Raw genomic sequence first — 24,237 nt, 5'->3', positions numbered from 1 at the left:
ATCGTAAGGCTGCGGCGCTCGACGATGGATCCCGGACCTGCGCTGCTGCGCAGCTTGTCCGGGATGACGCGGCGGTTCCCGCGCACGCTTCGGACCAATCGCGATGAGTTTGTCCCAGAAAGCCGACGATGCCGGCGCCCGTCTCTCATCGGGCCTCGGCATGCGCCAGAAACAGGTCCTCTGGGCCTGGTCCTTCCTGGCCGTGCCGGTGCTGTTCTATGCGGTGGTGCGCTTCTATCCGACGCTCGAAGCCTTCTGGATCGCCACCACCAACTGGAACCTGCTGACCAAGCCCTCCTTCATCGGGCTGGCCAATTTCAAGCGGCTGATGGCCGATCCGGTGTTCTGGCAGGTCTTCCGCAACACCGCGCTCTACCTGCTGCTGGGCACGCCGATCAGCCTGCTGCTCGCCTTCACCATCGCCTATCACCTCGACCGCGTGCGCTTCCTGCACGGCTTCATCCGGGCTTTGTATTTCCTACCCTTCCTGACGACCGCTGCAGCGATGGCCTGGGTCTGGCGCTGGTTCTACCAGCCGGTGCCGATCGGTCTGTTCAACAACCTGCTCGCCGGGCTCGGCATCGCCCAGCAGCCCTTCCTGCGCTCGACCACCCAATCGCTGCCGGCCGTGCTTGCCCCCGCCATCTGGGCCGGGCTCGGCTTCCAGGTCGTGATCTTCATGGCGGGCCTCCGCGCCATTCCGACCACCTACTACGAAGCCGCCCGCATCGACGGCGTCTCGAACGGAACGATCCTGCGGCGGATCACCCTGCCGCTGCTCAAGCCGACGATCGTCTTCCTCGTCGTCTTCTCCTCGATCGGGTTCCTGCGCATCTTCGATCAGGTCTACAACATGACCAGCCAGACGAGCAGCGATCCCGGCGGCCCCTTGAACGCCACCAAGCCGCTCGTGCTGATGATTTACCAGACGGCCTTCTCGTCCTTCGACATGGGCTATGCCGCGGCCCAGACCGTCGTGCTCTTCCTCGTGCTGCTCGTGGTCTCGCTGCTGCAGCTTCGGCTGCTGAAGGACCGCTGATGAGCGTCGTCGCCTCGCCCATGGCCCTGCGTATCGAGCCCGGCCGCGTCCTTACCTGGCTCCTGCTTTTCGGCGGCGGCCTGCTGATGGTGACGCCGCTCGCCTTCATGTTCGCGACCTCGCTGAAGGATTCCTCCGAGATCTACGATCTCGCCTTCTTCCCGGCTCATCCGACGCTCCAAAACTATGTCACCGTGCTCTCGGACGGCCGCTTCCTGCGCTGGTTCGCCAATTCCTTCGGTATCGCCGTCGCGGTGACGCTCTCGAACGTCTTCTTCGACAGCCTCGTCGGCTACACCCTGGCGAAATTCCAGTTCCGCGGCCGCTATCTCGTCTTCATCGCCATCCTCTCGACGCTGATGATCCCGACCGAGATGCTGGTCATCCCCTGGTACGTCATGGCCAAGAACTTCGGCTGGCTCGACAGCTACTGGGGCATCATGTTCCCGGGCATGATGACGGCCTTCGGCACCTTCCTGATGAAGCAGTTCTTCGAGACGGTGCCGAACGACTTCCTCGAAGCCGCCCGCATCGACGGGCTCAACGAATTCGCGATCTTCTGGCGCATCGCCATGCCGCTGGTGACGCCGGCCCTCTCGGCGCTGGCGATCTTCACCTTCCTCAGCAACTGGACCGCTTTCATCTGGCCGCTGATCGTGACGACGAGCAAGGAGCTTTACACCTTGCCGGTCGGCCTCACGAGCTTCGCGGTGGAATCGCAGGTCCAGTGGGAACTGATCATGACGGGCGCCGCGCTCGCCACCCTGCCGACGCTGACCGTCTTCCTGCTGCTCCAGCGCTATATCGTGCGCGGCGTGGTCCTCGCCGGTCTCAAGGGCTGATTGCCATGACGAAAACCGATCCACGGGCGAACGATACGTCCGTCTTCCCCGATCCGGTCTACAAGGAAACCGTGCTGCGCCCGCTCTTCGACGGAGCGAAGACGCATCACGTCCAGAGCTTCCGCGCCATCGATCGCGCCCATCTCGTCATGCTTGCCGAGACCGGCATCCTGCCGCGCACTACCGCCGGCCGCATCGCCCGCGCGCTCGCCGAAATCGATGCCGAGATCGACCCGGCCACGCTGAGCTATGACGGCTCGGTCGAGGATTACTTCTTCCTGATCGAGGCGGAGCTGAAGAAGCGCCTGCCGGCGGATGATGCCGGGCGCCTCCATACCGGCCGCTCGCGCAACGATATCGACCACACGCTGTTCAAGCTCGCGCTCAAGCCGCGGCTCGACCATATGGCCGGCCTGCTGCGCGCCCTGATCACCGCGACCCTCGACCTCGCCGAGCGCGAAAAGGCGACATTGATCGTCGCCTATACCCATGGCCAGCCGGCCCAGCCGAGCACCTTCGGCCATTACCTCTCGGCCGCGATCGAGGTGATGCTGCGCGACCATGAGCGATTGGTGCAGGCACGCGCTCTGCTCGATCTCTCGCCGATGGGCGCGGCCGCGATCACCACCTCGGGCTTCCCGCTTGACCGCGCCCGCGTCGCGCATCTGCTCGGTTTCGCCGCCCCGCTGCAGAACTCCTATGGCTGCATCGCCGCGATCGACTACCTGACCGCGACCTACAGCGCGGTCGAGCTGGTCTTCCTGCATCTCGGCCGGCTGATCCAGGACTTGCAGGTCTGGACCGCCTTCGAGGTCGGCCAGCTCTATGTGCCCAATGCCTTCGTGCAGATCTCCTCGATCATGCCGCAGAAGCGCAATCCCGTCCCGATCGAGCATCTGCGCCACCTGTCATCGCAGACCGTGGCGCGCGCCCGGATGGTCAGGGACATCGTCCACAATACGCCCTTCACCGACATGAACGACGCCGAGGGCGAAACCAACGAGGCCGGCTACCAGGCCTTCGCGACGGGCGAGCGTGTGCTCAGCCTCCTCACCGCGCTGCTGCCGGCATTGCAGGTCGACGGCCGGCGCGTCGCCGAGAACATCCGCCGCTCCTGCATCACCATCACGGAGCTGGCCGACACGCTGGTTCGGTCGGAAGGCCTGTCCTTCCGCGCGGCCCATGAGATCGCCGCCGATGTCGCTCGTGCCGTGGTCGCGGCCGATGGCGACCTGCCGCGCGACGGCTACGCACCCTTCCAGAAGGCCTTCCGCGAGCATGCCGGCCGCGAACCGGAACTGAACGAAGCCGCCTTCGCCGAGGCCGTTTCGCCAGAGCATTTCGTCGCTGTGCGCGAGCGCTTCGGCGGGCCGGGGCCGCAGGCGCTGGCCACCGCCTTCGCCGGTTATCGCGGCGTTCTGGTCGCTGCTGGCCTGGCCGCAACCGCGACCGCTGCGCGCGAAGCTTCCGCGCGCCATGAACTCGACGCCGCCTTCGCGGATCTGATGGGAGCAGCCTGATGGCGGGTATCGAGCTTCAGGGGCTGGTCAAGCGCTACGGCAAGACGCAGGTCGTCCACGGCATCGACCTCGCGATCGAGGATGGCGAATTCGTCGTCTTCGTCGGCCCCTCCGGCTGCGGAAAGTCGACGACCTTGCGCATGATCGCCGGTCTCGAGGAGATCGACGGCGGCACCATCACCATCGGCGACAGGCCCGTGAACCGGCTGGAGCCGAAGGAGCGGAACATCGCGATGGTGTTCCAGAACTACGCGATCTACCCGCATATGAGCGTCGCCGAGAATATCGGCTTCGGCCTCTATACGGCCAAGCTCGACAAGGCCGAGAAGCGCCGCCGCATCGAGGAGACCGCGCGCATCCTCGGCCTCGAACCGCTGCTCGAACGCAAGCCTTCGGCCTTGTCCGGCGGCCAGCGCCAGCGCGTCGCCATCGGCCGCGCCATGGTGCGCGACCCCTCGGCCTTCCTTTTCGACGAACCGCTCTCCAATCTCGACGCGCAATTGCGTGCCCAGATGCGCCTGGAGATCAAGCGCCTGCACCAGCGGCTCGGCCGGACCATCGTCTTCGTCACCCATGATCAGGTCGAGGCGATGACGCTGGCCGACCGGATCGTGGTGATGCGCGACGGCCGCATCCTCCAGGTCGGCGCGCCGATGGAGCTCTACGAGAAACCGGCCGACGTCTTCACCGCCCGCTTCATCGGCTCGCCGACGATGAACATCCTCCCGGCAAAGGCGACCATCAACGACGGCCAGCAGAAGCTGGAGCTGGCGGGCAATGCGATCGCCCTTCCGACACGCCCGGCCACGCTCCCCGCCGAGGTGCTGGTCGGCGTCCGCCCGCAGGAACTGCGCGTGCTGGCACCCGGCGACAATGCCGATCTCGTGCTCACCGGCAAGGTCGCGGTCGTCGAGCCGCTGGGCTCGGAGACCTTCGTCCATGTCGAACATGGCGATGGGCTGATCCTCGCCTCGGCCTCGGCCAAAGCGCCGCCCGTCGTCGGCCACGATGTCCGGCTCGGTGCCGGCATCGATGCCCTGCGCCTGTTCGACGCGGCGACCGAGCGCGCCCTATGAGCACCGGGCGCGACCTCGTCCTCAGCATCGGCCGGCTCTACTGCGACATCGTCTTTCGCGGGCTCAATGCGCTGCCGCGCCTCGGCGAGGAGCGTTTTGCCGAGACGGTGGCGATCGTGCCCGGCGGCGGCGGCTTCATCACGGCCGCCCATCTCGCCGCGCTCGGCACGCGGTCGGCCTTGCTCGCCCGCATCGGCACGGACCCGCTTTCCGGCACGCTTGCGCCGGCGCTGACGGAAAGCGGCGTCGATCTCCGCTGGCTCGAACGCACGCCCGAAGCCGGTCCGCAGCCGACCGTCGTCATGGTCCAGGACGGCGAGCGCGCCTTCCTGTCGCGGCGCGCCGGCAGCGCCCGCCCGGCGACGCTGGATGCGGCCCTCGCCGACCCGACCGCACGCCATCTTCACATCGCCGAATTCGCGACGCTCGCCGAAATCCCCGACCTGATCGAGAGGGCGAAGCGCGCGGGCCTGACGGTCTCGCTCGATCCGAGCTGGGACGATGACTGGATCCGCCGGCCAGACCTGATCGCGCGCGCCGCCGGCGCCGACATCTTCCTGCCCAACGCAGCCGAGGCGCGTGCGATCGCAGCTTGCGAGGATCTCGATCAGGCCGGCATCCGCCTCGCCCGGCATTTCCCGATCGTCGTCATCAAGGATGGCGGCAATGGCGCCCGCCTCTTTGAGCGCGACGCCGCCATAGCCCTGCCCGCTCCCGAAAGCGGGCCGGTTCTCGACACAACCGGCGCGGGCGATGCCTTCAATGCCGGCTTCCTCGCCACCTGGCTCACCGGGCGCGCGCCCGAACAGGCGCTGGCGGTGGGAATCGCCTGCGGTACCCTGTCCGTCCGTGCCGTCGGCGGGGCGGGCACCCGGCTCCGCCGCGCCGAAGTCGACGACATCAGCCAGAGCCTGCTGCACAATCATGAGCGGATCGATGCCTGAAGCCATTCTCACCCGTGAGGCCGCCGAGGCGGCCGACGTCGCCGCCCGCCAGATCTCGGCCAATGCCGGCGCGATGGCGCAGCTCGGCGAACAGCTCCGGCGGCGCAAGCCCGCCTTCATCGCGACCTGCGCGCGCGGCTCCTCCGACCATGCCATGACCTATGGCAAATACCTGCTGGAGCGCACGCTCGGGCTGCCGGTCGCCTCGCTCGGCCCGAGCCTCGCCTCGGTCTATCGCGAAGAGCTCGATCTTTCCGGCGCCGTCTTCATCGCGGCCTCGCAATCCGGCCGCAGCCCGGACGCGCTGCAATTGACCGAGACGGCCAAGCGCGGCGGCGCGCTGACGGTCGGCCTGATCAACGACATGGACTCGCCGCTGGCAGCTCTGGTCGATGTCGCCCTGCCGCTCGCCGCCGGCCCCGAGACCAGCGTCGCCGCCACCAAGAGCTTCCTCGCCACTGGCATCGCCCTCCTGCATCTCACGGCCGCCTGGAGCAGCGAGCGCGCCCTTTCGGACGCGCTCGTGCGTTCGCCGGAGCTGCTGCGGCAGGCTGGCCTCTGCGACTGGTCACCTTTTCTCCGCCGCCTCGAACAGGCGACGAGCCTCTATGTCATCGGGCGCGGGCTCGGCCTCGGCATCGCCCAGGAGATGGCGCTGAAGTTCAAGGAGACCTGCCGCATCCATGCCGAGGCCTTCAGTGCCGCCGAGGTGCTGCATGGGCCGCTGGCACTGGTCGGGCCGGGCTTCCCGGCGCTCGTCCTCGACCCCGCCGACGAAGGCAGCGAAAGCACGCTTTCGGTCGCCCGCAACTTCGCAGCGCTGGGAGCGGAGGTCGCCTATGCCGGCTCCGATGCGGCGCCGGGCATCGCCCTGCCCGTGCCGGCCGAGGCGCCGCCCGTGCTGATGCCGCTGCTGCAGGCGCGCGCCTTCTACGGTGGCATCGCATCGCTGGCGGCGGCACGCGGGCTCGACCCCGACCGCCCGCCGCATCTGCGCAAGGTCACGCAGACGATGTGAGTGGGGCGAGAGCCTTGGTTCCGTTGCGCCGCGCGATGTCCTAGACCTAGCGCGCCCGCTACGCCCACGGATCGTCAGCTCATGAAACAGCCTCTCACGCCCGCTTCGCTCGCCCCGCCTTTCGGGCAGTATTCCCATGGCATGAAGGCCGACGCGCAAGGCGTCCTCCTGACATCCGGCCAACTCGGCATCAACAGCGACGGCAGCGTCCCGGAGGATGCCGGCGAGCAGGCCCGCATCTGCTTCGAGAGCATCGCCGCGATCCTGCGCGAAGGCGGCCTGTCGATGGCAAATATCGTGCGCCTCAACGCCTTCGTCACCGACCGCAAGCATATGCCGGCCTATATGAAGGCCCGCGACGAGGCGCTGGCCGATTGCCCGGTGAAGCCGGCCTCGACGCTGGTCATCGTCTCCGGCTTCAGCCGCCCGGAATTCCTGGTCGAGGTCGAGGCGACCGCCGTCTACTGAGCGGGCTTGGCCTTTTTCCGCGGGTACCCGCAACCCTTGTCATTCCGGGGCGCGCCTCAGGCGCGAACCCGGAACCCACGACTGGGTGATGCATCCTGATTGCAGACCACTCGCCCGGTCGTGGGTTCCGGGTTCTTCGCTGCGCGAAGCCCCGGAATGACAATGGAGAGGTTCGAAGTCACTTCAATAGCGCTCAGTGAGCGCCCGCCTTGACGAAATTGGCGAGTTCCGGCGTTTGCGGATTGGCGAAGAGCTCCTTCGACGGCCCGCTCTCCCAGATCAGCCCCTGATGCATGAAGACGGTGGTGTCCGCCACGGTGCGCGCGAAATTCATCTCGTGCGTCACCAGCAGCATCGTCATGCCGCCCTTGGCGAGCTTCTCCATCACCAGGAGCACCTCGCCAGTCAATTCCGGATCGAGCGCCGAGGTCACCTCGTCGAACAGCATCACCTTCGGCTGCATGGCGAGCGAACGGGCGATCGCGACGCGCTGCTGCTGGCCGCCGGAGAGATTGTCAGGATAGCTGTCGAATTTCTCGGAGAGGCCGACCTGCGCCAGCACCTCCTTGGCCAGCGCCAAAGCCTGCGCCTGCGGCACGTTCTTGGTGATGCGCGGCGAGAGCATGATGTTCTGCCCCACCGTCAGATGCGGGAACAGGTTGTAGCTCTGGAAGACGATGCCGACATCCTTGCGCAATTCGCGCAGCTTCGTCGGGTCCTGCGTCATCGTATGGCCGGCGACCTCGATCTTGCCGGCATGGAAGCTCTCGAGCCCGTTGATGCAGCGCAGCAGCGTCGACTTGCCCGAACCCGAGCGGCCGATGATCGCGACGACCTGTCCGGTATCGACGCTGAGCGAGACGCCTTTCAGCACCTCCAGCGAACCGAAGCGCTTGTGGATGCCTTCAATGAGAACGGCTGGCATTCATCACCTTTTCGAGATGGCGGCTGAGCCGGGAGAGCGGGAAGCAGATCGCGAAATAGATCGCCCCGACCAGCGTGAAGATCTGGAAGGCCTGATAGGTCGCGTTGTTGACCAGCATGCCGGCGCGCATCAGGTCGACGAAGCCGACGACCTGCACGATCGAGGTGTTCTTCACGAGCTGGACGAGGAAGCCGACCGTCGGCGGCAGCGAGATGCGGATCGCCTGCGGCAGGATGACATGGCGGTAGGTCTGCGCGGTCGTATGCGCCAGCGAGGCCGAGGCCTCCCATTGCTGGCGCGGCACGGATTCGATCGAGCCGCGCCAGATCTCGGCGAGATAGGCCGAGACATAGATCGACAGCGAGGCGGAGGCCGCGAGGAAGGGCGGCAGTTCGATGCCGAGCGCCGAGAGCCCGTAATAGCTCATGAACAGCACCATCAGCACCGGGATCGACTGGATCACCAGGATGTAGCCGGCCGCGAAACGGCGCAGCCAGCGGATGCGCGACAGGCGCATGATCGCGAAGGCGCCGCCGATGATGCTGCCGATGAAGAAGGCGATCGCGGTCAGCGCCAGCGTCCAGCCGGCGGAGCGCAGGATGAAGAGGGCCTCTGGCCAACCGAAGGTCTGCATCAGGCGGCCTCTCCATGCGCTTCGGTGAGGCGGGCAAGGCCCGAGACCTGCGGGAAGAGCCTCCGGCCGAGCCAGTTGAGGAAGAGTTTGAAGGAGAGCGCCAGCACCAGATAAAGCACGGTGACGACGATATAGGTCTCGAACGAGCGGAACGTGTCCTGCTCGATGATCGCCGCCGTGCCCGACAATTCCTGCACCGAGACGAAGGAGCAGATGCTGGAGGCCAGCATCATCAGCACGAACTGGCTCGACAGCGCCGGCCAGACCCGGGCGAAAGCCGGCTGCAGCACGACATGCTTCAGCACCTGCCACCGGGTCATGGCGAGCGCGAGCCCGGCCTCGATCTGCGATTTATGGATGGAGTCGACGCCGGCGCGGATGATCTCGGTGGCGTAGGCCGCGAGATTGAGCGTCATCGCCAGCAGGGAAGCTTCGAGCCCGTTGAGGCGGATGCCGATCTGCGGCAGCCCGAAGAAGATCATGAAGAGCTGCACCAGAAACGGCGTGTTGCGCATCAGCTCGACATAGGCATCGACGATGTAACCGGCCCAGCTGCCTGCGAGGCTGCGCAATGCGGTCATCGCCGTCGCCAGCACGAGGCCGAGCGCGATCGCGACGAAGGACAGCACGATCGTGAGCCAGACCCCGTTCAGGATCATCGGCCATTTGGAAAAGACGTCTTGGAAGAGCAATGGCCCGCTCCTTCGGCCTCAGGGGTAGGTCGAGGGTCGCCGGCGCGCGCTGGGCGCGCCGGCTTTTCGGCAGATCCGGTGGAAAGGCGGATCAGAAGGTCGGCAGCGGCGGCAGCGGGCTGCCGACCCACTTCTGGGCGATCGCGTCGAGCTCGCCGTTCTGCTTGACGTAATAGATGAAATTGTTGAGCCACTGGCGCAGCTCATAGGCGTCCTTGCGCATCGTCATCGAGTTCGGCTGCATGCCGAAGACGAACTTGAGCTCGGTCTCGGTCTCGCCGCGCGCCTTCATGGCGGCGTTGGCCTGCGCGTCGGGGCCGGCAATGGCCTGGACCTGGCCGGAGAACAGCGCCTGCATCGTGGTCGCGTCGTCCTCGAAGCGCAGGATGGTGAGGTTCAGTTCCTTCTCGCGGTTGGTGAACTCGCGCTCGACGCTGGAGCCGCGGTTGACGCCAACCTTCATGCCCTTGAGATCGGCCCAGGTTTTGATCGCGACGTTCTTCTTGGCGTAGATGCCGGTCTGGAAGGCGCTGTAGGGGATCGAGAACATCACCGCCTTGGCGCGCTCGGGCGTCGGGGCCAGCGTGGCGACGAGGAAGTCGACCTTGTTGGCTTCGAGCGCCGGGATGCGGGCCGGCGGGGTCAGCTGCACCAGCTCGACCTTCACGCCGAGATATTTGCCTATCAGCGCGATGACATCGGCGTCATAGCCGATGGCGTTGCCCTGGGAATCGACCGAGCCATAGGGCGGCGCGCCGATCAGCACGCCGATCTTCACCGAGCCGCGCTTGATGATGTCGGTGACCGTCTGGGCCGAGGCCTGGCCGGCTGCGAGCATGCCGACGCCGAGCGCGAGCAAGGTGCCGGCAATCCGGAGATGCTTGAGCATATTCATCTGGTGTCTCCTCTGCTGCGGCCTTGCCGCTTGTCATGGCCCGGCTTCTGGCGGCCGGTTCGGGAAGAAACGGGTCAGCGCATCGGCGGTCAGGCGCTGGCGCGCACGACGTTGACGAGCGGCTCGCCGGCGAAGCGGCGCTTGATGTTCTCGGCAATGACCCCCTGCCGGCGGCTGATCGTGCCGCTGGTCCATCCGGACATGTGCGGCGTCATTAAAACGTTTGAAAGCTCATGAAAAGGCAGATTCGCCGGCAAGGGCGTGCTGTCCCCAGCGCTGGGATAGCGATACCAGGTGTCGATGATCGCCCCGCCGATGCGCCCGGCCTTGAGGGCGTCGAACAGCGCCTGCTCGTCGATGGTCGGGCCGCGCCCGACATTGATCACGACGGCGCCCGGCCGCATCGCGGCAAAAGCGGCGGCGCCAAGGATGCCCCTGGTCTCCTCGGTGAAAGGCACGGAGACGACGACGACATCGACCGAGCCGCAGAATTCCGTCAGCGCATCGAGCGTGAAGGCGCGGTCGACCAAGCCTGAGACCGGCACGGCGCTGCGATTGGCGACATGCACCTTCATCTCGAAGGCCTTGGCCCGCGCCGCGATCGCCTTGCCGATATGGCCGAAGCCGAGCAGGCCGATGGTCTGGCCGGCGATCTCGCCATGGACGCGCTCCGGCGCGCCGGCCCAATAGGCCCAGTCGCCCTGGCGCAGGCGCCGGTCGGCATCCGCGAGCGGGATGCTGCGGGCCAGCAGCGCCGCCATCACGTATTCGGCGATGGCCTGCTCATGGCCGAAGCAGTTGCAGACCGCGGCGGAAACCGGCAGCGCGCCGAGATCGACCATGTCGTAGCCGGCGCCCGGCACATGGAACAGCTTGAGCCCGGCAGGCTGCGGCAGTCCGGCGTCGAACTTCACGCCGACGATGACCTCGGCCTCGGCATAGGCCCTCTGGTCTGCTCCCGCCTCGAGATGGTCAGGCAGGAGCCGGATCTCGGCTTGGTCGCCGACGAGCCCGGCAAAGCCGTGGCTGAACGAGGCGGCGTTCTCGCCGTGGAAGACAATGCGCATGATCCGGTGGTCCCTTCCGTCAACTCTTCAGCAGCGGCTCGACCCTGCAATCCAGCAGGGATGGGTCGATGCCCGCCTCCATCTCGTCGAACATGCCGTCCACGAAGCCGATAAGCGCATCGGAGGCGGCCACGGCCTCATCCGCCCGCCGTGCCGCGATGGCGTTCAGCACCGCGATGTGGTGATCGATCGAGACCGAGAGTGCGACACGCTGCGGCATCGCGCTGTGATAGATGAAGCCGATGCGCCGGAAGATCGTGTGCAGCGGGCGCAGCGTATGCTGGAGGAAAGGCTCCGCCGCAGCCGAGAGCACCGTCTCGTCGATCCGCCGGTCGAGCGTGTTGAAATCGGCGAGGCTCAGGCTGTCGCGGCGCTCGCGCAGCAGCCGCTCGATATGCAGGAACTGGTTGCGGTGGGAGGCGCCGGCCCTCTCGGCCGCGAGCCCAATGACGAAGCGCTCGAGATCGCGCCGCAACCGCAGCAGCACGCGTTCGCGCGCCAGATCAATCGGCGCGACCTGCAAGCCATGCCGCGGGCGGACGACGATCAGCGTATCCGCCGCCAGCCGATTGACGGCGTGATGCACCGGCGTGCGGCCATAGCCGGTCATGTCCTGCAGGTCCTGCAACGACAGGAACCGGCCCGGCGGCAGCTCGCAGGTGATCAGCATCGCCTCGATGCGCTCATAGGCGAGCTCGAACAGGTTGACGCGGTTGCGCCGCTTCGGCGCAGACGCCTCCTCGACCTCGGCCTGTCTCGGCTGGACCGCGCTGCGCGCCATCCCGGTCTCCTCCATGAAGGCGCTCTTGAGCGGCACCCGTTGACCGGAAGCCTAGACATGTTGTGAAATTTTACAAGAAGCTATTTGTGACCCGGAATGGCTGCCGCAGTCGTAATGGTGTGGGAACGACTTGAGCTGACTGATACGTCCGCGCGCCTTAGCCGCCGCTTCTCCACAAGGCATGGACGGATTGCGCGATGGCGAAGCCGCTGACCGCGAGCAGGATCACGATCGCGACGATGCGGTAGTGACGCTGCAAGGCGGAACGGAACAGGCGTGTCCCGATCACCTGCCCGAGGAACAGTGCGGGAATGGTCACCGCCGCCAGCAGCGCCGTGGACGTAACGAGCAGCCCGGATGCGCCGGCAAAGCCGATCGCAACCGCATCCGAGAGTAGGAAATACAGGATGATCGAGGCCCGTCCGACATGCATCGCCGTCTGGGCGTTGAGATAGAACAGCACCACGGGCGGGCCGCTCATCGCGGCCGCCCCGTTGAGCAGTCCGGACAGGATGCCCACGCCGAAGGTCGCGGGCGCGCCCGGCTCGCGGCTCGCCTTCAGACCGGCGGCCAGCGCACAGGTCGTCGCGAGCACGACCAGCGCGATGACGAGGCGCATCACATCGGCTGGGAGCGCGGCGAGCCCATAGAGGCCGATCGGGGTTGCCAGCAGCGCGCCGGCGACGAGCAGCATCACCGAACGCAGATGCGCCGAGCGCCACAGGCCGGGCAGCAGTTGCAGGCTGCCGACCACTTCGAGCAGCAGCACCATCGGCACGGCGGTGACGGGGTCGGCGATCAGGGCGAGCAGCGGCACGGCCACGAGCGCGAAACCGAAGCCGGTATAGCCACGCATGATCGCCGTCAGGAAGACGACGAGGATGCAGGCCGAAACCTGCTGAACGGCTGCAGCAGCCCGGCGATCGTCATGAAAGCCCCCGCGAATGGACCAGCGCCGTATGGGCGCGACCGCACCGTCTGCCTAGAGTCATTCCGGCAAAACTGCTTGGCGGCTTTGCACGGGGTCAGAACGGTCCGGCAGCAGCTTCGACGCGCAAGCCATGAAGGCCGGCTTCAGCGAGGAGGTCCAGCTTCCAGCAGCGTGACCATGGCAGCGTATCCGCGCGAACGGGCGTGCTGCAGCGGCGTGACGCCCTGGTTGTCGGCGAGATTGCGATTGGCGCCGGCCGCGAGCAGGGCCCGCACCGTCTCGACATGGCGCTTGCCGCCATCGCCGAGGATCACCGCCTCGATCAGGGCGGTCCAGCCGAGATTGTTGACATGGTCGAGCGGCGCGCCAGCCTTGATCAGTTCGCGGACGATGCCGTCATGGCCGAGATGGGCAGCCGCGATCAGGGCCGTGCCGTCATAGCGGCTGGTCGTCAGCTTGGCCGAAGCGCCCGAGGCCAGCAGGGCCTTCAGGGCCGGAACGTCGTCGCTCACGGCGACAATCGTGACGGCGTCATAGCGCTGGTTGTCGAACAGGCCGGGATCGGCTCCGGCGGCGATCAGCGCGCGGATCGCCTCGACCTGACCGCGGAAGGCCGCGACATGCAGGGGCGTGCGGCCATTGCCGTCGCGTGCGTCAAGCCCCTCGCGGGCTCCCGCGAGGCGACGGATGGCAGCGACATCGCCGGAGGCCGCAGCAGCATGCAGACCACGATAAGCGGCGAGTTCGGCCGCATCGGGCGGCGTCTGCGCGACGGCCGGGCCGGTCAGGGCGACAACGGCCAGGGCGACAGTGATCAGCAACATCCTCGCCATCACGGCGCTCCTCCCTTGCGACGATATGACGAAACAGGCGGCCGCTTCCGCAACCGCCTGCCCCGTTTCAAACTGGATTCAGGCTCAGCGCAGCTTGGCCTTCACCTTCTCGATGCCGGCATTGGCGCATTCTTCGTCGAGATGGCCGCCAGGCGCGCCACCGACGCCGACCGCGCCGATCACCTCGTCGCCGACCTTGACCGGCACGCCGCCGCCGAGCAGCAGGAAGCCTTCGATCGCGGCCATGTTGCGCGCGGCCGGGTTCTTCTCGACGTTCTCGGCAATCGCGCCGGTGGCGTTGCGGGCGGAAGCGGCGGTGAAGGCCTTGTCACGGCTGGCGGCAACGGTGTGCGGGCCGGCGCGGTCGGCACGGAGCACGGCGCGGGTGACGCCGGCGCGGTCGACGACCGTCGCGGTGACGTTGAAGTTCTTGGCGGCGCAGGCCTCGACGGTCGCCTGAGCGATTTCCTGGGCGATCGCGAGCGGCATGTTGCGCTCCTGCAGGACTTGGGCGCCGGCAGCGGCCGGAACGAGCGCGAGCACAACGGCAGCGGCGGCGAAACGGATCTTGGACATGATCTCTCCGGGACTTGAGCGAGGACGAGCCGTAAGCTCGATGACCGCAAATTAGCCGGTCCCGTCAGGCGTTTTGATCGGTGCGGTGCCGGAGCCGCCTCCGTAATCCTACGGAGAGACCCGCGCCTATCCCTCCAGCGCGAAGCGCACCATCTCGGCGACTGAGCCCGCCCCGAGCTTCTCGGCGATATGGGCCCGGTGGGTTTCGACGGTGCGCGGCGAGACGTCGAGCGCCCGCGCGATCTCCTTGGTCGAGAGGCCCTCGGCGACGAGATCGAGGATCTCGCGTTCGCGCTGGGTGAGCTTTGCCAGACGGGCATCGCGACCGGCGCGGGCGGCCTCGCTCCGGTTGCGCTGATCGAGCGCCGCGAAAGCAGCCTCGATGGCTTCGAGCAGCACCTGTTCGTCGATCGGCTTGGTAAGAAAATCGACCGCGCCCGCCTTGAAGGCGCGCCGGCAGGCGGCGACATCGCCATGGCCAGTGATCATCACCGTCGGCATGCCACCGGCCTCCTTGGCCATGCGCTCCAGCAATTGCAGGCCGGAGGTGCCGGGCATGCGGATGTCGACGACAAGGCAGCCGTCTTGGCGCGGGTCGGGCCGGTCGAGGAAGGGCTGCACGCCGGCAAAGGCGCGCGGCGCGAAGCCCATCGTGCGCAGCAGCAGGACGAGCGCATCGCGCACATCGGCATCATCGTCGATCAGGTAGACTTTGCGCGGCGCCGGCTTCATTCGGCGGCCATGCCAAGTTCGGCCGCGAGCGCAGGGAAACGCACGCTGAAGATCGCCCCGCGCTCCGGCCCGTTACGCACGGCGATCCGCCCTCCCGCCGCTTCGACCAAGCGCTCGCACAGCGGCAGGCCGAGCCCCATCCCGCTGCTCTTGGTCGTGAAGAACGGCTCGAACAGGCGGGCCATGTCGGCTTCCGCAATGCCGGGACCGTCATCGGCCACGATGATCTCGGCCTCCCCGTCGACGAGGCGCGTGGTCAGCACGATCTCGCGCCGGCCGGCCGGCATGGCCTCGACCGCCTCGGCGGCATTGCGGACGAGATTGTGCACCACCTGCTCGATCGAGACCCGGTCGAGCAGCGCCTGCGGCCCGGGTTCGTTCAGCTCCAGCCGGAGCGCGACGCCGCGTTCCTGCAGGTCGCGCTGGCTGAGCTCCACCACATTGCTGACGACCCGATTGAGATCGTTCGGCTGACGCTGCGGCTCCCGCCGCGTCACATAGGCCCGCAACCGCTCCAGAATCTCGCCAGCCCGGCGCGCGTGCCGGACATTGGCCTCGAGCACGCCGGTGAGATCGCCGGGCGCCGCCTCCCCCGATTTGGCGAGCCTCAGGCCAGCCTGGCTCTGGCTCAGGATCGCGGTCAAGGGCTGCGTGATCTCATGCGCGATGCCGGAAGCCATCTCGCCGACCGTGTTGACCCGCATGGCATGGGCGAGCCGGGCGTCGTGCTCGTGCAGGCGCACGGCCTCGCGTGCCCGCCGGCTGGCGCTCCGCTCGCGCAGCACCGCCAGCAGCAGGAAAAGGCCGAGCCCCGCGACGATCGGCCAGCCGAACAGCAGGATCGGCGGCAGCAATTCGGCGAAGGCCGGCCGGCGCGCCAGCTCCAGCACAAGCGGCTGCGACCGGCTGCTCAGCGCCTTCGTAAAGGCGATCTCCGGGATCGACGCCCCGGCTTGCAGCGGCCAGCCATGCTGGAGGATCGCGGTCCCGGAGGCATCGCTCAGCTTCAGCGCGGCATCATCCGGCAACCCGCCCTCCGGCTCGGTCAGAAGCCGGCCGTCGATGACGAGGACCAGCGCCCGCGGTCCATGGCCGACATCCGGCACGCGCTTCACCAGCGCATAGAACGGCTTGCCCGAGCGGCTCGGGAGCGTGACGGCCTGGCCCGGCGCCAGCGCGCTCACGCGCGCCGACAAGGCGGCCGGATCGAAATCGGCAAGGCTGGCCGGCGTGGCACCGGCAGAGACGGTCTCGATCAGCTCGACGGCCGCAATGCGCGGATAGAAGCGCTGCATCGCCTCGACGACCGCCCGGAAGCTCGCCGATTCCGCGTTCGAGCTGGCCAGCACCGCAGCCAGGCTGGTCAGATGCGCATCATGCTGCTCGACACGCTGGGAGACGATGCGATGCAGCGTCGTTCCCTCGCGCTGGAGCGCCTCGCTCGCACGCATGAATTCGACGACGGCGCCGAGCCCCAGTCCGGCCAGTGCCAGCGGAACCCACAACAGCAGGAAAGGGGCGAGGCGCGGTGTCAAGGATTTCATCCGGTTTCAAGCCGAGCTTACAGCGCCGGGCGCCAGCCGTCACCGCCGTGCAAAGAGCAAATGCTGTGACGCAAAGGTCGAAAATCCATCGTGCCGGACGCCTGCAATACTCTTGCGGACGCCATCACGCCCCAATAGGCTCGCTTTCGACGCGCCGATCACAGGCGCGCGCAAGGGGAAACGCCTATGTCAAAGATGATCACCAAAATGGTCGCATTCGGCCTTGCCGCTGCGGCCTTTTCCGTATTTGCCGCGCCGGCTTCGGCGCAGGCGACGCTCGAAGCCGTCAGGAAGCGCGGCAAGGTGCTCTGCGGCGTCTCCCCGACGGCCCCGGGCTTCTCCTATGCCGACGACAAGGGCGTCCGCCAGGGCTTCGACGCCGATGTCTGCCGCGCTGTCTCCTCAGCCGTCTTCGGCGTGCCGGACAAGGTCGATTTCGTTCCGCTGAACACCAATGTCCGCTTCCAGGGCCTGCAATCGGGCGAGGTCGACCTGCTCTCGCGCCAGACCACGATGACCTTCTCGCGCGACACCTCGCTCGGCCTCGATTTCGCGCCGGTCGTCTTCTATGACGGCCAGGGCCTGATGGTCTCGACCAAGCTCGGCGTGAAGAGCGCTGCCGAACTCTCGCAATCGGCCGTCTGCATCCTGCCGGGCACGACGACGCTGCAGAACCTCGAGGACTATTTCAAGCCGCGCAACATCAAGTACGAGGCGGTCGTCTTCGAAAACCCCGACGAGTGGCGCAACGCCTTCTTCTCCGGCCGCTGCGACGTCATCACCACCGACCGCTCGGATCTCGCCTCGGTGCGCGCCATCGCCAACGACCCGAAGCAATACGTCATCCTGCCCGAGACGATCTCGAAGGAGCCGCTCGCCCCGGTCGTCCGCCAGAACGACAGCAACTGGCGCGACATCGTCTCCTGGACGGTCAACGCCCTGATCGCGGCCGAGGAATACGGCATCACCAAGGGCAATATCGACGAGCAACTCAAGAGCAAGGATCCCGAGGTCCAGCGCCTGCTCGGCGTCAACGGCGATCTCGGCAAGATGCTGAACATCGACAACAAATGGGCCTATAACGCGATTAAGCAGCTCGGCAATTACGGCGAGCTCTTCGAGCGCAATCTGGGCGAGAAGACCCCGCTCGGCCTGACTCGCGGCCCCAACCAGCTCTGGAACAAGGGCGGCCTGATCTACTCCCCGCCCTTCCGGTGATTCCGGCCCTCGCTTCGGGCGGGAAGGCGGCCTGCGCTTTTCCGTCCGAGGCGACAATAAATACATCGATCGCTGTTGCTGCGTCCGGCGGGACGCGGGAGCGATCTGCCATGCGTTCCCTCGATTGACCTGAGACAGCCGGCCGCCTTCGCGCGGCCGGTGCGTCCCCAGCCCGGAACAGCCCGATGGCCACCTCCGATTCCAGCCCGGTGCGGCTGCTCTATGACGTGCGCGTCCGCGCCGTGCTCTATCAGGTCGTCGCGGTCGCGCTCGTCGTCGGCATCGGCCTCTATCTCTTCGGCACCGTCTCGCGGAAGCTGGCGGCGCAGAACATCGCGACCGGCTTCGACTACCTCTCCCGGCCGGCCGGCTTCGTCATCAGCCAGTCCTTCATCTCCTACGATTCCGGCAACACCTATGGCCGCGCCATTCTGGTCGGCCTGCTCAACACGATCTGGGTCTCGGTCTTCGCCGTCATCCTCTCGAGCGTGCTCGGCCTCGTCGTCGGCATCGCCCGGCTGTCGCGCAACCCGCTGCTCTCCACGCTGGCGCTGCTCTATGTCGAGGCGCTGCGCAACGTGCCGCTGCTGCTCTATCTCTTCCTCTGGTACGCGCTCATCGTCGCGGTCTTCCCGCCGGTGCGCGAGGCCTGGCAGATCCTGCCGGACGTCTTCCTCAGCAATGGCGGCCTGATCGTACCATCGCTGCGCTGGTCGTCCGCCCATACCGGCGTGCTGGCCGCCGCCGTGATCGGCATCGTGCTGGCCTGTGTCATCGCCTCGTCCTTCCGCCGCAAGCGTGTCGCCACCGGCCAGAGCCGCATGGCCTGGCCCTTCGTCCTGCTCGCGCTCGTGATCCCGCCGCTTCTCGCCATGTTCGTCTTCCAGCCCGAGATGGCGGTGAACTGGCCGGAAAAGGGCCGTTTCCGCATCACCGGCGGCCTGCAGGTCACCCCGGAATTCACCGCGCTGCTGGTCGGACTCGCTCTCTCGGCTTCCGCCGGCATCGCCGAGATCGTGCGCGCCGGCATCCTCTCGGTCGGGCGCGGCCAATGGGAGGCGGCGCGCGCGGTCGGGCTGCATGACCGCCAGACGATGCGGCTCGTCGTGCTGCCGCAGGCGCTACGTGTGATCATCCCGCCGCTGACCAGTTCCTATCTCTCGACCTTCAAGAACTCGTCGCTGGCCATCGCCATCGGCTATCCCGATCTCGTCATGGTCTCCAACACCACGATGAACCAGACCGGGCAGGCGATCGAGGGCATCGCCATCTTCATGCTGGTCTATCTGGGCATGTCGATCACGATCTCCATGCTGATGAACTGGTACAACGCCCGCGTCGCGCTGGTGGAGCGTTGAGATGACCGACACCGCTCAGCTCAACACCCTCGCCTCCATCCCCGACGAACGACCGGTGCGGCCGGCGCGCAGTTGGTTCGCGTTGTTCAAGCCCTATATCGGCTCGCCCCTCAACGCCGTCGTCACCCTCGCCTGCCTCTGGCTGATCTACCGGCTCGTCACCGGCGCCTGGGGCTGGCTCGTCACCCGCGCCATCGTCGAGGGTGGGCCGCAGACCTGCAAGGCAGCGGCCGGAGCCGGCGCCTGCTGGCCGTTCCTGGCGGCGAAGCTGCGCTTCATGATCTTCGGCTTCTTCCCCTATGACGAGCACTGGCGGCCCGCTTTGGCGGTGCTGATCTTCCTGGGCGCGATGATCTATTCGATGATCCCGCGCTTCTGGTCGCGCCGGCTGCTCTGGCTCTGGCTCGCCGTCGTCGTCATCTGCGGCGTGCTGATGTATGGCGGCATCTTCGGCCTGAGCATCGTCAACACCACGAACTGGGGCGGCCTGCCGCTCTCCTTCATGCTCTCCTCGGTCGGGCTCGCCTTCGGCTTCGTGCTCGGCGTGCTGCTGGCTCTGGCGCGCTCGTCGAAGCTGCCGGCGATCCAGGTCATCGCCGTCGTCTTCATCGAGATGGTCCGCGGCGTGCCGCTGGTCTCGATCCTGTTCATGGCCTCGGTGATGCTGCCGCTGTTCATGCCGGATGGCGTGACCATCGACAAATTGCTGCGGGCCCAGGTCGCGATCATCATCTTCGCCGGCGCCTATATCGCCGAGACGGTGCGCGGCGGCCTGCAGGCCGTGCCGAAGGGCCAGCACGAGGCAGCCGCCTCACTCGGCCTCGGCTACTGGCTGTCGATGCGCAAGATCGTGCTGCCGCAGGCGCTGAAGATCGTGATCCCGCCGCTGGTCAACATCTTCATCGGCTTCTTCCAGGACACGACGCTGGTCACCATCATCGGCCTGCTCGATTTCCTCGACACGGTGCGCTCGGCCATGCGCGATCCGGCCTGGCAGGGTATCGCCGTGCTGGAAGGCTATATCTTCGCGGCACTGGTCTATGCCGTGTTCAGCTACGGCATGGGCTCCTATAGCCGCTTCATCGAAAGGCGCCTGAAGACCGATCACAGCCACGGCCGGCACTGATAGAGGCTTTTGGAAACACTTCGTGGGCGCTTTCGCGCCCGCGCAATGTTCCAGCAAGCCGCCGCGCCGACCACTCCCGATGATTCTCATCGTGGAGATCGGACGATGCTCTTCAACCCAGACCGGTCGGCGGCGCTCGCCGGCCGCGCCCTGCACGCCTATCTCGACCTGATCAGGCGGACGACGCGCTTCAAGCCGGTCATCCCAGGCGCGCGGCCCTGGGAGCGCAACCGCGAGCCCTTCATCGCTCTGACCTGGCACGGCCAGCAGATGCTGACCCTTGCTGCTCTGGAGGGCGCCTCGCGCGTCGCGGTCCTGACCTCGCTCCATTTCGACGGCTCGGTCGTAAGCTCCGCGGTCGAGCGCGCCGGATTTCGCAGCATCCGCGGCTCCGGCACGCAGACCCCGGCCAAGATCATGGCGAAGCGCTCCGTCCCGGCCTTCTTCGAGATGCGCGAAGCCCTGCGCCAGGGCACGAGCCTGATGCTGACCGCCGATGTCCCCAAGCTGTCGCGCATCGCCGGCAAGGGCGCCGTCCAGCTCGCCCGGGCGACCGGCAGGCCGATCTATCTCTTCGCGGCCGTCACCAGTGCGCGGGTCGATCTCGACAATTGGGACCGTGCCAGCATCGCCCTGCCCTTCGGGCGCGGCTGCGTCCTCTGGTCCGAACCCCTTTACGTACGCAAGGCCGCCGACGCCCGCGAGATCGGCCTGATCGCCATGGATATTTCGGAGCGCCTCGACGAGCTCCATGCCGTCGCTCAACGCAATATCGGCAGCGAACGCTGATCCTGCGCGCGGCCTCAGCGGCGGCCTGGCGGCGCGCAGCCACCTGGCGCTCCGCAGATATCCGCCGGCGGACGCAGCGTCTCCGGCTCGCCGCCGGGCTCGATCCGAATCCGGCTAAGGTCTCCCGAAAGCCTGAGGCCCAGTCCCGACGAGATCAGCACGATCCGCGCCCGGCTCGACGCGAGAATCGTCGCATTCGCTCCGGCGAGGAAATGGGCGCTGCCGCCGAGGCTGGCATAGGTGCCGAACACGTCCTCCTGCCGGTCGAGCCCGTAGACCAGCATGATCACCCGCCCGTAATCGGCACCGAGCCCGATGCCGACCGAAAGCGCGGTCCAGATCACCGGCATCGGGATGCCATCCGAGAAGCGCAATTCGCCGCTGCCATGCCGCCCGCCAACCACGAAGGAGCCGCTGAGTTCGCCGCCGACGATATAGGCGTTCGGCTCCCCGAACAGCGCGAGCGAACGCTCGATCGGCACGCTGACCGTCTTGGAGGCTGTGTCGAACACGCCCTCGACCAGCCGGGCGATGTCCTGCCGCGACGCGGTCGGCAACTGGCCGGGCCGGATGTCCTCCCGCCGCGGCACGCTCTGCGCGAAAACCGGCGCCTGCGCCTGCGCGATGGCGAGCAGAACCGCCAGCACCATGCGGCGCAGCCGGCCCCCTCCCGCCATGGCGCGCAGCGCTTGCATCAGGCGAGGGGATCCATGAGGGAGTTGAACGACAAGGGTGATACGGTCCATGCAGAGCCCGGCAGGGCGACGCCACCGGCCCAAGAAGCCATACCCGCACAGAGGCTCCGTGACGACCCGCAACGTTGAAACCGTTTCGATATCCCCTGCGTCGAAACGCTCGCGGCCGCTGACGGGTGCCCGGCGATGACCTCGCTCTCGCGCGCCCTGACCATCCGGCTGACGCTGCTCGGCATCGTGCTGTTCGTCGCCTTCATCGCGGCCGTGCTCGCCTTCACCTTCATCACCGAGGACCCGGGCGTCCTGCGCAACGATGTCACCTCCCAGATCATTCGGCAAAGCGTGCGCTCCTCCGGCAGCGCCGCGCTGCAGGTCGAGAAATCGCCGGGCCTGATCAAGGTCGAGCAGGCCAGCCCGCTGCTCTGGTATCTGGTCTCCGACGGACGTTCGGTCGTCGAGTATGCGCCAGAATTGCGGCCGGGCCTGCCGATCGACATCCGGCTGGACGGCCCGACCATCGCCGCGCAGATGCGGGTCGGCGGCGACGACGCGCTCTCGGTCGATGTCGCCGAGCAGGACGGCAGCCGCATCCTCGTCGCCACCGGCGGCGGGCGGCCGGGTTGGGCCGTGATCCTCGGCTATTTCCTGCGCGCCATCGCAGGTTCCGCAGCAGCGATCTCGGTCGTGTTCGGGATCATGATCGCCGCGGCGATCGCCATGTCGGTGTCCTACATCACCAGCCGCTTGCGTAGCGCCGCCGAGGCCGCCGCCCGGATCGATCCGCGTGCCCCACGCGGCCTGCTGCCGACGGAGGAGACCCCGGTCGAATTGATGCCACTGACGACCGCGCTGAACTCGGCGCTCGACCAGATCGCGGGCAATATGGAGGTGCAGCGGCGCTTCATGAACAATGTCGCGCATGAACTGCGCACCCCGCTCGCGGTGATGCGCACCAAGGTGGATTCGCTGTCCGACGAGGGCGAGCGCCTGGCGCTGACGACCGATGTCAGCCGCCTCACCACCATCGTCTCCTCGATGCTGCAGCTCGCCCGGCTGCACAACACCGAGCTGCCCTTCGAGCCATTGCGCCTCAATGTACTGGCGCGCGATGTGCTCGCCGATCTCGCCCCGCTCGTGCTCAGCAACGGCATCGGCATCGCGCTCGAAGAGGAAGGGACGCGCGATGTCCTGATCGCAGCCAACGAGGCCACCACCCGCGCGGCGCTCGCCAACCTCATCGACAATGCGCTGCGCCACGCGCAGGCGCGCTCCTCCATCCTGGTCAAGGTCATCGACGGCAGCGTGCTGGAGGTCAGCGACGACGGCATCGGGATCGCCGCCGCCAAGCGCGCGCAGGTCACCGAGCCGTTCAACCGCATGTCGCCGCATTCGACCGGGGCCGGGCTCGGCCTGACGATCGTGCGCGACATCATGGCCGCCCATGGCGGCACGCTCGATCTCAGCGACACCGAAGGCGGCGGCACGACGATCCGCCTGACCTTCCGGACTGTGTAGCTGGATTGAGCAACGTGATGGCAGCGACTTCGCACCACCTTTGTCATTCCGGGGCTTCGCGCAGCGAAGAACCCGGAACCCACGACTGGGTGGGCGCTTTCGAAATGGCGACAGACAGGCTCACCCGGTCGTGGGTTCCGGGTTCGCGCCTGCGGCGCGCCCCGGAATGACAAGGGTAGTGCCGACTATTCGCTAAAGCGCCGGCTCGGCCTTCTTCAGGATATAGCCGATGCCGCGCAGCGAGGTGATCTCGACATCCGCGCCGGCGTCACGGAGCTTGCGCCGGACCCGCGAGATCTGCGCTTCCAGCGTGTTGGACTCGATCAGGTCGTCGAAGCCGTAGACCGCCTCGATCAGCACGTCGCGCGTGACGACTCGGCCGGTGCGCTGGACCAGCGCTTCCAGGATCAGCGCCTCGCGCCGGCGCAGGTCGAGCGCCTCCGTCCCGACCGAGGCGTTGCGGCCTTCGAGGTCGAGCGAGAGATTGCCCGCATTGAGGACGAGAGAGCGCTTCGGATTGCGCCGGCGTGCGAGAACGCGGACGCGTGCGATCAGTTCGCCCGGCTCGAAAGGTTTGACCAGATAATCGTCCGCCCCGCCGTTCAAGCCCTCGATCACGTCGGGCTTGGCGTCACGCGCGGTCAGCATCAGGAAAGCCGGGCGGTTCTCCGCCGTGGCCATCGCCTTGACGATCGACAGCCCGTCGCCATCGGGCAGGCGCCGGTCGACCACGGCGATGTCGAACGGCGCCGTCCGCAGGGCCGCAAGCGCGGTCTCCACGCTATCCGTGCGGTCCACGACCAGCCCCGCATTGCCGAGCAACAGCGAGAGATAGGACATGAGATCCGGCTCGTCCTCGACAATCAAAGCGCGCATGTCACGTCCGTGGTGATGCATGGATGGAACGTCATGTCGGAGAAGGGGCGACAAATCCAGACATGACGCTCCACCCATGACCGGTTGCGGCCGGCGCGACAGCGACGCACGCGCGGTACCGCAACCCGAACCAGGCCGGCTGA

Annotated in this window: 25 protein-coding genes; 12 read left to right on the top strand and 13 right to left on the bottom strand. The window is 67.1% G+C overall.

All coding sequences use genetic code 11. The annotated features are described in order from the left end of the window. Nucleotides 1-103: 103 nt before the first annotated feature. From AC07NY_RS01515 to AC07NY_RS01485, 7 genes are all read left to right on the top strand, one after another. Entirely contained in the window at nucleotides 104-1,039 is a 936-nt protein-coding gene (locus AC07NY_RS01515) for a carbohydrate ABC transporter permease (protein ID WP_494581266.1), read from the top strand. Next, nucleotides 1,039-1,881 (top strand): carbohydrate ABC transporter permease, encoded by an 843-nt coding sequence (locus tag AC07NY_RS01510; RefSeq protein ID WP_494581264.1) that lies wholly within the window; start codon nucleotides 1,039-1,041, stop codon nucleotides 1,879-1,881. The genes AC07NY_RS01515 and AC07NY_RS01510 overlap by 1 nt, the downstream gene beginning before the upstream one ends. Nucleotides 1,882-1,886: 5 nt before the next feature. Next, nucleotides 1,887-3,401: an argininosuccinate lyase gene (argH, locus tag AC07NY_RS01505; RefSeq protein WP_494581262.1), complete on the top strand. Its 1,515-nt coding sequence runs from the start codon at nucleotides 1,887-1,889 to the stop codon at nucleotides 3,399-3,401. After that, nucleotides 3,401-4,477, top strand: coding sequence for an ABC transporter ATP-binding protein (locus AC07NY_RS01500; protein ID WP_494581260.1), 1,077 nt, complete (start codon nucleotides 3,401-3,403; stop codon nucleotides 4,475-4,477). The genes argH and AC07NY_RS01500 overlap by 1 nt, the downstream gene beginning before the upstream one ends. After that, entirely contained in the window at nucleotides 4,474-5,421 is a 948-nt protein-coding gene (locus AC07NY_RS01495) for a carbohydrate kinase family protein (protein WP_494581258.1), read from the top strand. The genes AC07NY_RS01500 and AC07NY_RS01495 overlap by 4 nt, the downstream gene beginning before the upstream one ends. Then, on the top strand, nucleotides 5,414-6,439 hold the full coding sequence (locus tag AC07NY_RS01490; protein ID WP_494581256.1) for an SIS domain-containing protein: 1,026 nt from the start codon (nucleotides 5,414-5,416) through the stop codon (nucleotides 6,437-6,439). The genes AC07NY_RS01495 and AC07NY_RS01490 overlap by 8 nt, the downstream gene beginning before the upstream one ends. Nucleotides 6,440-6,520: 81 nt before the next feature. Then, the gene (locus AC07NY_RS01485) at nucleotides 6,521-6,907 is read left to right on the top strand and encodes a RidA family protein (protein WP_336810403.1); all 387 of its coding nucleotides are present in this window, start codon (nucleotides 6,521-6,523) and stop codon (nucleotides 6,905-6,907) included. 193 nt (nucleotides 6,908-7,100) lie between these two features. Here the strand turns inward: AC07NY_RS01485 and AC07NY_RS01480 are convergent, their stop codons facing one another. From AC07NY_RS01480 to AC07NY_RS01430, 11 genes are all read right to left on the bottom strand, one after another. Beyond that, nucleotides 7,101-7,832 carry an amino acid ABC transporter ATP-binding protein gene (locus AC07NY_RS01480; protein ID WP_492285768.1) on the bottom strand — a complete coding sequence of 244 codons (732 nt, stop codon included), beginning with the start codon at nucleotides 7,830-7,832 and terminating at the stop codon, nucleotides 7,101-7,103. Beyond that, nucleotides 7,813-8,466: an amino acid ABC transporter permease gene (locus AC07NY_RS01475; RefSeq protein WP_494581253.1), complete on the bottom strand. Its 654-nt coding sequence runs from the start codon at nucleotides 8,464-8,466 to the stop codon at nucleotides 7,813-7,815. The genes AC07NY_RS01480 and AC07NY_RS01475 overlap by 20 nt, the downstream gene beginning before the upstream one ends. After that, entirely contained in the window at nucleotides 8,466-9,125 is a 660-nt protein-coding gene (locus tag AC07NY_RS01470; RefSeq protein WP_494583643.1) for an amino acid ABC transporter permease, read from the bottom strand. The genes AC07NY_RS01475 and AC07NY_RS01470 overlap by 1 nt, the downstream gene beginning before the upstream one ends. Before the next feature lie 124 nt (nucleotides 9,126-9,249). Further along, nucleotides 9,250-10,053: a transporter substrate-binding domain-containing protein gene (locus tag AC07NY_RS01465; protein WP_494581251.1), complete on the bottom strand. Its 804-nt coding sequence runs from the start codon at nucleotides 10,051-10,053 to the stop codon at nucleotides 9,250-9,252. A gap of 89 nt (nucleotides 10,054-10,142) precedes the next feature. Continuing rightward, on the bottom strand, nucleotides 10,143-11,120 hold the full coding sequence (locus AC07NY_RS01460) for a 2-hydroxyacid dehydrogenase (RefSeq protein ID WP_494581249.1): 978 nt from the start codon (nucleotides 11,118-11,120) through the stop codon (nucleotides 10,143-10,145). A gap of 19 nt (nucleotides 11,121-11,139) precedes the next feature. After that, the gene (locus AC07NY_RS01455) at nucleotides 11,140-11,901 is read right to left on the bottom strand and encodes a GntR family transcriptional regulator (RefSeq protein ID WP_492285772.1); all 762 of its coding nucleotides are present in this window, start codon (nucleotides 11,899-11,901) and stop codon (nucleotides 11,140-11,142) included. Nucleotides 11,902-12,058: 157 nt separating this feature from the next. After that, on the bottom strand, nucleotides 12,059-12,784 hold the full coding sequence (locus AC07NY_RS01450) for a sulfite exporter TauE/SafE family protein (protein WP_494583642.1): 726 nt from the start codon (nucleotides 12,782-12,784) through the stop codon (nucleotides 12,059-12,061). Nucleotides 12,785-12,975: 191 nt separating this feature from the next. Then, nucleotides 12,976-13,665 carry an ankyrin repeat domain-containing protein gene (locus tag AC07NY_RS01445; RefSeq protein ID WP_494581247.1) on the bottom strand — a complete coding sequence of 230 codons (690 nt, stop codon included), beginning with the start codon at nucleotides 13,663-13,665 and terminating at the stop codon, nucleotides 12,976-12,978. Between the two features lie 84 nt (nucleotides 13,666-13,749). Next, nucleotides 13,750-14,241: a GlcG/HbpS family heme-binding protein gene (locus tag AC07NY_RS01440; RefSeq protein WP_494581245.1), complete on the bottom strand. Its 492-nt coding sequence runs from the start codon at nucleotides 14,239-14,241 to the stop codon at nucleotides 13,750-13,752. A gap of 126 nt (nucleotides 14,242-14,367) precedes the next feature. Beyond that, a complete protein-coding gene (locus AC07NY_RS01435; protein WP_494581243.1) occupies nucleotides 14,368-14,973 on the bottom strand; it encodes a response regulator transcription factor in 606 nt (201 codons plus the stop codon). Then, nucleotides 14,970-16,517, bottom strand: coding sequence for a sensor histidine kinase (locus AC07NY_RS01430; RefSeq protein ID WP_494581241.1), 1,548 nt, complete (start codon nucleotides 16,515-16,517; stop codon nucleotides 14,970-14,972). Before AC07NY_RS01430 ends, AC07NY_RS01435 begins: the two co-directional genes overlap by 4 nt. Before the next feature lie 195 nt (nucleotides 16,518-16,712). Here AC07NY_RS01430 and AC07NY_RS01425 point away from each other — a divergent pair, with 195 nt between their 5' ends. From AC07NY_RS01425 to AC07NY_RS01410, 4 genes are all read left to right on the top strand, one after another. After that, complete coding sequence (locus AC07NY_RS01425) at nucleotides 16,713-17,735, top strand: amino acid ABC transporter substrate-binding protein (protein WP_492286103.1); 1,023 nt, start codon at nucleotides 16,713-16,715, stop codon at nucleotides 17,733-17,735. A gap of 185 nt (nucleotides 17,736-17,920) precedes the next feature. Then, nucleotides 17,921-19,093, top strand: a complete 1,173-nt coding sequence (locus AC07NY_RS01420) for an amino acid ABC transporter permease (protein WP_494581239.1) — start codon at nucleotides 17,921-17,923, stop codon at nucleotides 19,091-19,093. A gap of 1 nt (nucleotide 19,094) precedes the next feature. Further along, nucleotides 19,095-20,219, top strand: a complete 1,125-nt coding sequence (locus AC07NY_RS01415; protein ID WP_494581237.1) for an amino acid ABC transporter permease — start codon at nucleotides 19,095-19,097, stop codon at nucleotides 20,217-20,219. Between the two features lie 105 nt (nucleotides 20,220-20,324). Continuing rightward, the gene (locus AC07NY_RS01410; protein ID WP_494581235.1) at nucleotides 20,325-21,008 is read left to right on the top strand and encodes a lysophospholipid acyltransferase family protein; all 684 of its coding nucleotides are present in this window, start codon (nucleotides 20,325-20,327) and stop codon (nucleotides 21,006-21,008) included. A gap of 14 nt (nucleotides 21,009-21,022) precedes the next feature. On the opposite strand, the gene AC07NY_RS01405 is transcribed toward AC07NY_RS01410, so the two are convergent. Next, the gene (locus AC07NY_RS01405) at nucleotides 21,023-21,703 is read right to left on the bottom strand and encodes an EipA family protein (protein WP_494581233.1); all 681 of its coding nucleotides are present in this window, start codon (nucleotides 21,701-21,703) and stop codon (nucleotides 21,023-21,025) included. Nucleotides 21,704-21,889: 186 nt separating this feature from the next. Here AC07NY_RS01405 and AC07NY_RS01400 point away from each other — a divergent pair, with 186 nt between their 5' ends. Beyond that, on the top strand, nucleotides 21,890-23,218 hold the full coding sequence (locus tag AC07NY_RS01400; RefSeq protein ID WP_494581231.1) for an ATP-binding protein: 1,329 nt from the start codon (nucleotides 21,890-21,892) through the stop codon (nucleotides 23,216-23,218). 192 nt (nucleotides 23,219-23,410) lie between these two features. On the opposite strand, the gene AC07NY_RS01395 is transcribed toward AC07NY_RS01400, so the two are convergent. Continuing rightward, nucleotides 23,411-24,094, bottom strand: coding sequence for a response regulator transcription factor (locus tag AC07NY_RS01395; RefSeq protein ID WP_494581230.1), 684 nt, complete (start codon nucleotides 24,092-24,094; stop codon nucleotides 23,411-23,413). Between the last annotated feature and the right edge of the window lie 143 nt (nucleotides 24,095-24,237).

The organism is Allobosea sp. GW821-FHT09G06, from assembly GCF_059416005.1.
The sequence above is the reverse complement of the archived record's forward strand: the minus strand, read 5'-3'. Positions and strand labels throughout refer to the sequence as shown.

What these genes read in the sequence shown, in the direction of transcription:
- AC07NY_RS01480 (WP_492285768.1), bottom strand. Translation starts at nt 7,832, where the DNA reads ATGCCAGCCGTTCTCATTGAAGGCATCCACAAGCGCTTCGGTTCGCTG.
- AC07NY_RS01420 (WP_494581239.1), top strand. Translation starts at nt 17,921, where the DNA reads ATGGCCACCTCCGATTCCAGCCCGGTGCGGCTGCTCTATGACGTGCGC.
- AC07NY_RS01495 (WP_494581258.1), top strand. Translation starts at nt 4,474, where the DNA reads ATGAGCACCGGGCGCGACCTCGTCCTCAGCATCGGCCGGCTCTACTGC.
- AC07NY_RS01435 (WP_494581243.1), bottom strand. Translation starts at nt 14,973, where the DNA reads ATGAAGCCGGCGCCGCGCAAAGTCTACCTGATCGACGATGATGCCGAT.
- AC07NY_RS01475 (WP_494581253.1), bottom strand. Translation starts at nt 8,466, where the DNA reads ATGCAGACCTTCGGTTGGCCAGAGGCCCTCTTCATCCTGCGCTCCGCC.
- AC07NY_RS01425 (WP_492286103.1), top strand. Translation starts at nt 16,713, where the DNA reads ATGATCACCAAAATGGTCGCATTCGGCCTTGCCGCTGCGGCCTTTTCC.
- AC07NY_RS01410 (WP_494581235.1), top strand. Translation starts at nt 20,325, where the DNA reads ATGCTCTTCAACCCAGACCGGTCGGCGGCGCTCGCCGGCCGCGCCCTG.
- argH (WP_494581262.1), top strand. Translation starts at nt 1,887, where the DNA reads ATGACGAAAACCGATCCACGGGCGAACGATACGTCCGTCTTCCCCGAT.
- AC07NY_RS01400 (WP_494581231.1), top strand. Translation starts at nt 21,890, where the DNA reads ATGACCTCGCTCTCGCGCGCCCTGACCATCCGGCTGACGCTGCTCGGC.
- AC07NY_RS01430 (WP_494581241.1), bottom strand. Translation starts at nt 16,517, where the DNA reads ATGAAATCCTTGACACCGCGCCTCGCCCCTTTCCTGCTGTTGTGGGTT.
- AC07NY_RS01500 (WP_494581260.1), top strand. Translation starts at nt 3,401, where the DNA reads ATGGCGGGTATCGAGCTTCAGGGGCTGGTCAAGCGCTACGGCAAGACG.
- AC07NY_RS01510 (WP_494581264.1), top strand. Translation starts at nt 1,039, where the DNA reads ATGAGCGTCGTCGCCTCGCCCATGGCCCTGCGTATCGAGCCCGGCCGC.
- AC07NY_RS01445 (WP_494581247.1), bottom strand. Translation starts at nt 13,665, where the DNA reads ATGGCGAGGATGTTGCTGATCACTGTCGCCCTGGCCGTTGTCGCCCTG.
- AC07NY_RS01470 (WP_494583643.1), bottom strand. Translation starts at nt 9,125, where the DNA reads ATGATCCTGAACGGGGTCTGGCTCACGATCGTGCTGTCCTTCGTCGCG.
- AC07NY_RS01485 (WP_336810403.1), top strand. Translation starts at nt 6,521, where the DNA reads ATGAAACAGCCTCTCACGCCCGCTTCGCTCGCCCCGCCTTTCGGGCAG.
- AC07NY_RS01490 (WP_494581256.1), top strand. Translation starts at nt 5,414, where the DNA reads ATGCCTGAAGCCATTCTCACCCGTGAGGCCGCCGAGGCGGCCGACGTC.
- AC07NY_RS01465 (WP_494581251.1), bottom strand. Translation starts at nt 10,053, where the DNA reads ATGAATATGCTCAAGCATCTCCGGATTGCCGGCACCTTGCTCGCGCTC.
- AC07NY_RS01515 (WP_494581266.1), top strand. Translation starts at nt 104, where the DNA reads ATGAGTTTGTCCCAGAAAGCCGACGATGCCGGCGCCCGTCTCTCATCG.
- AC07NY_RS01455 (WP_492285772.1), bottom strand. Translation starts at nt 11,901, where the DNA reads ATGGCGCGCAGCGCGGTCCAGCCGAGACAGGCCGAGGTCGAGGAGGCG.
- AC07NY_RS01405 (WP_494581233.1), bottom strand. Translation starts at nt 21,703, where the DNA reads ATGCAAGCGCTGCGCGCCATGGCGGGAGGGGGCCGGCTGCGCCGCATG.
- AC07NY_RS01460 (WP_494581249.1), bottom strand. Translation starts at nt 11,120, where the DNA reads ATGCGCATTGTCTTCCACGGCGAGAACGCCGCCTCGTTCAGCCACGGC.
- AC07NY_RS01415 (WP_494581237.1), top strand. Translation starts at nt 19,095, where the DNA reads ATGACCGACACCGCTCAGCTCAACACCCTCGCCTCCATCCCCGACGAA.
- AC07NY_RS01440 (WP_494581245.1), bottom strand. Translation starts at nt 14,241, where the DNA reads ATGTCCAAGATCCGTTTCGCCGCCGCTGCCGTTGTGCTCGCGCTCGTT.
- AC07NY_RS01395 (WP_494581230.1), bottom strand. Translation starts at nt 24,094, where the DNA reads ATGCGCGCTTTGATTGTCGAGGACGAGCCGGATCTCATGTCCTATCTC.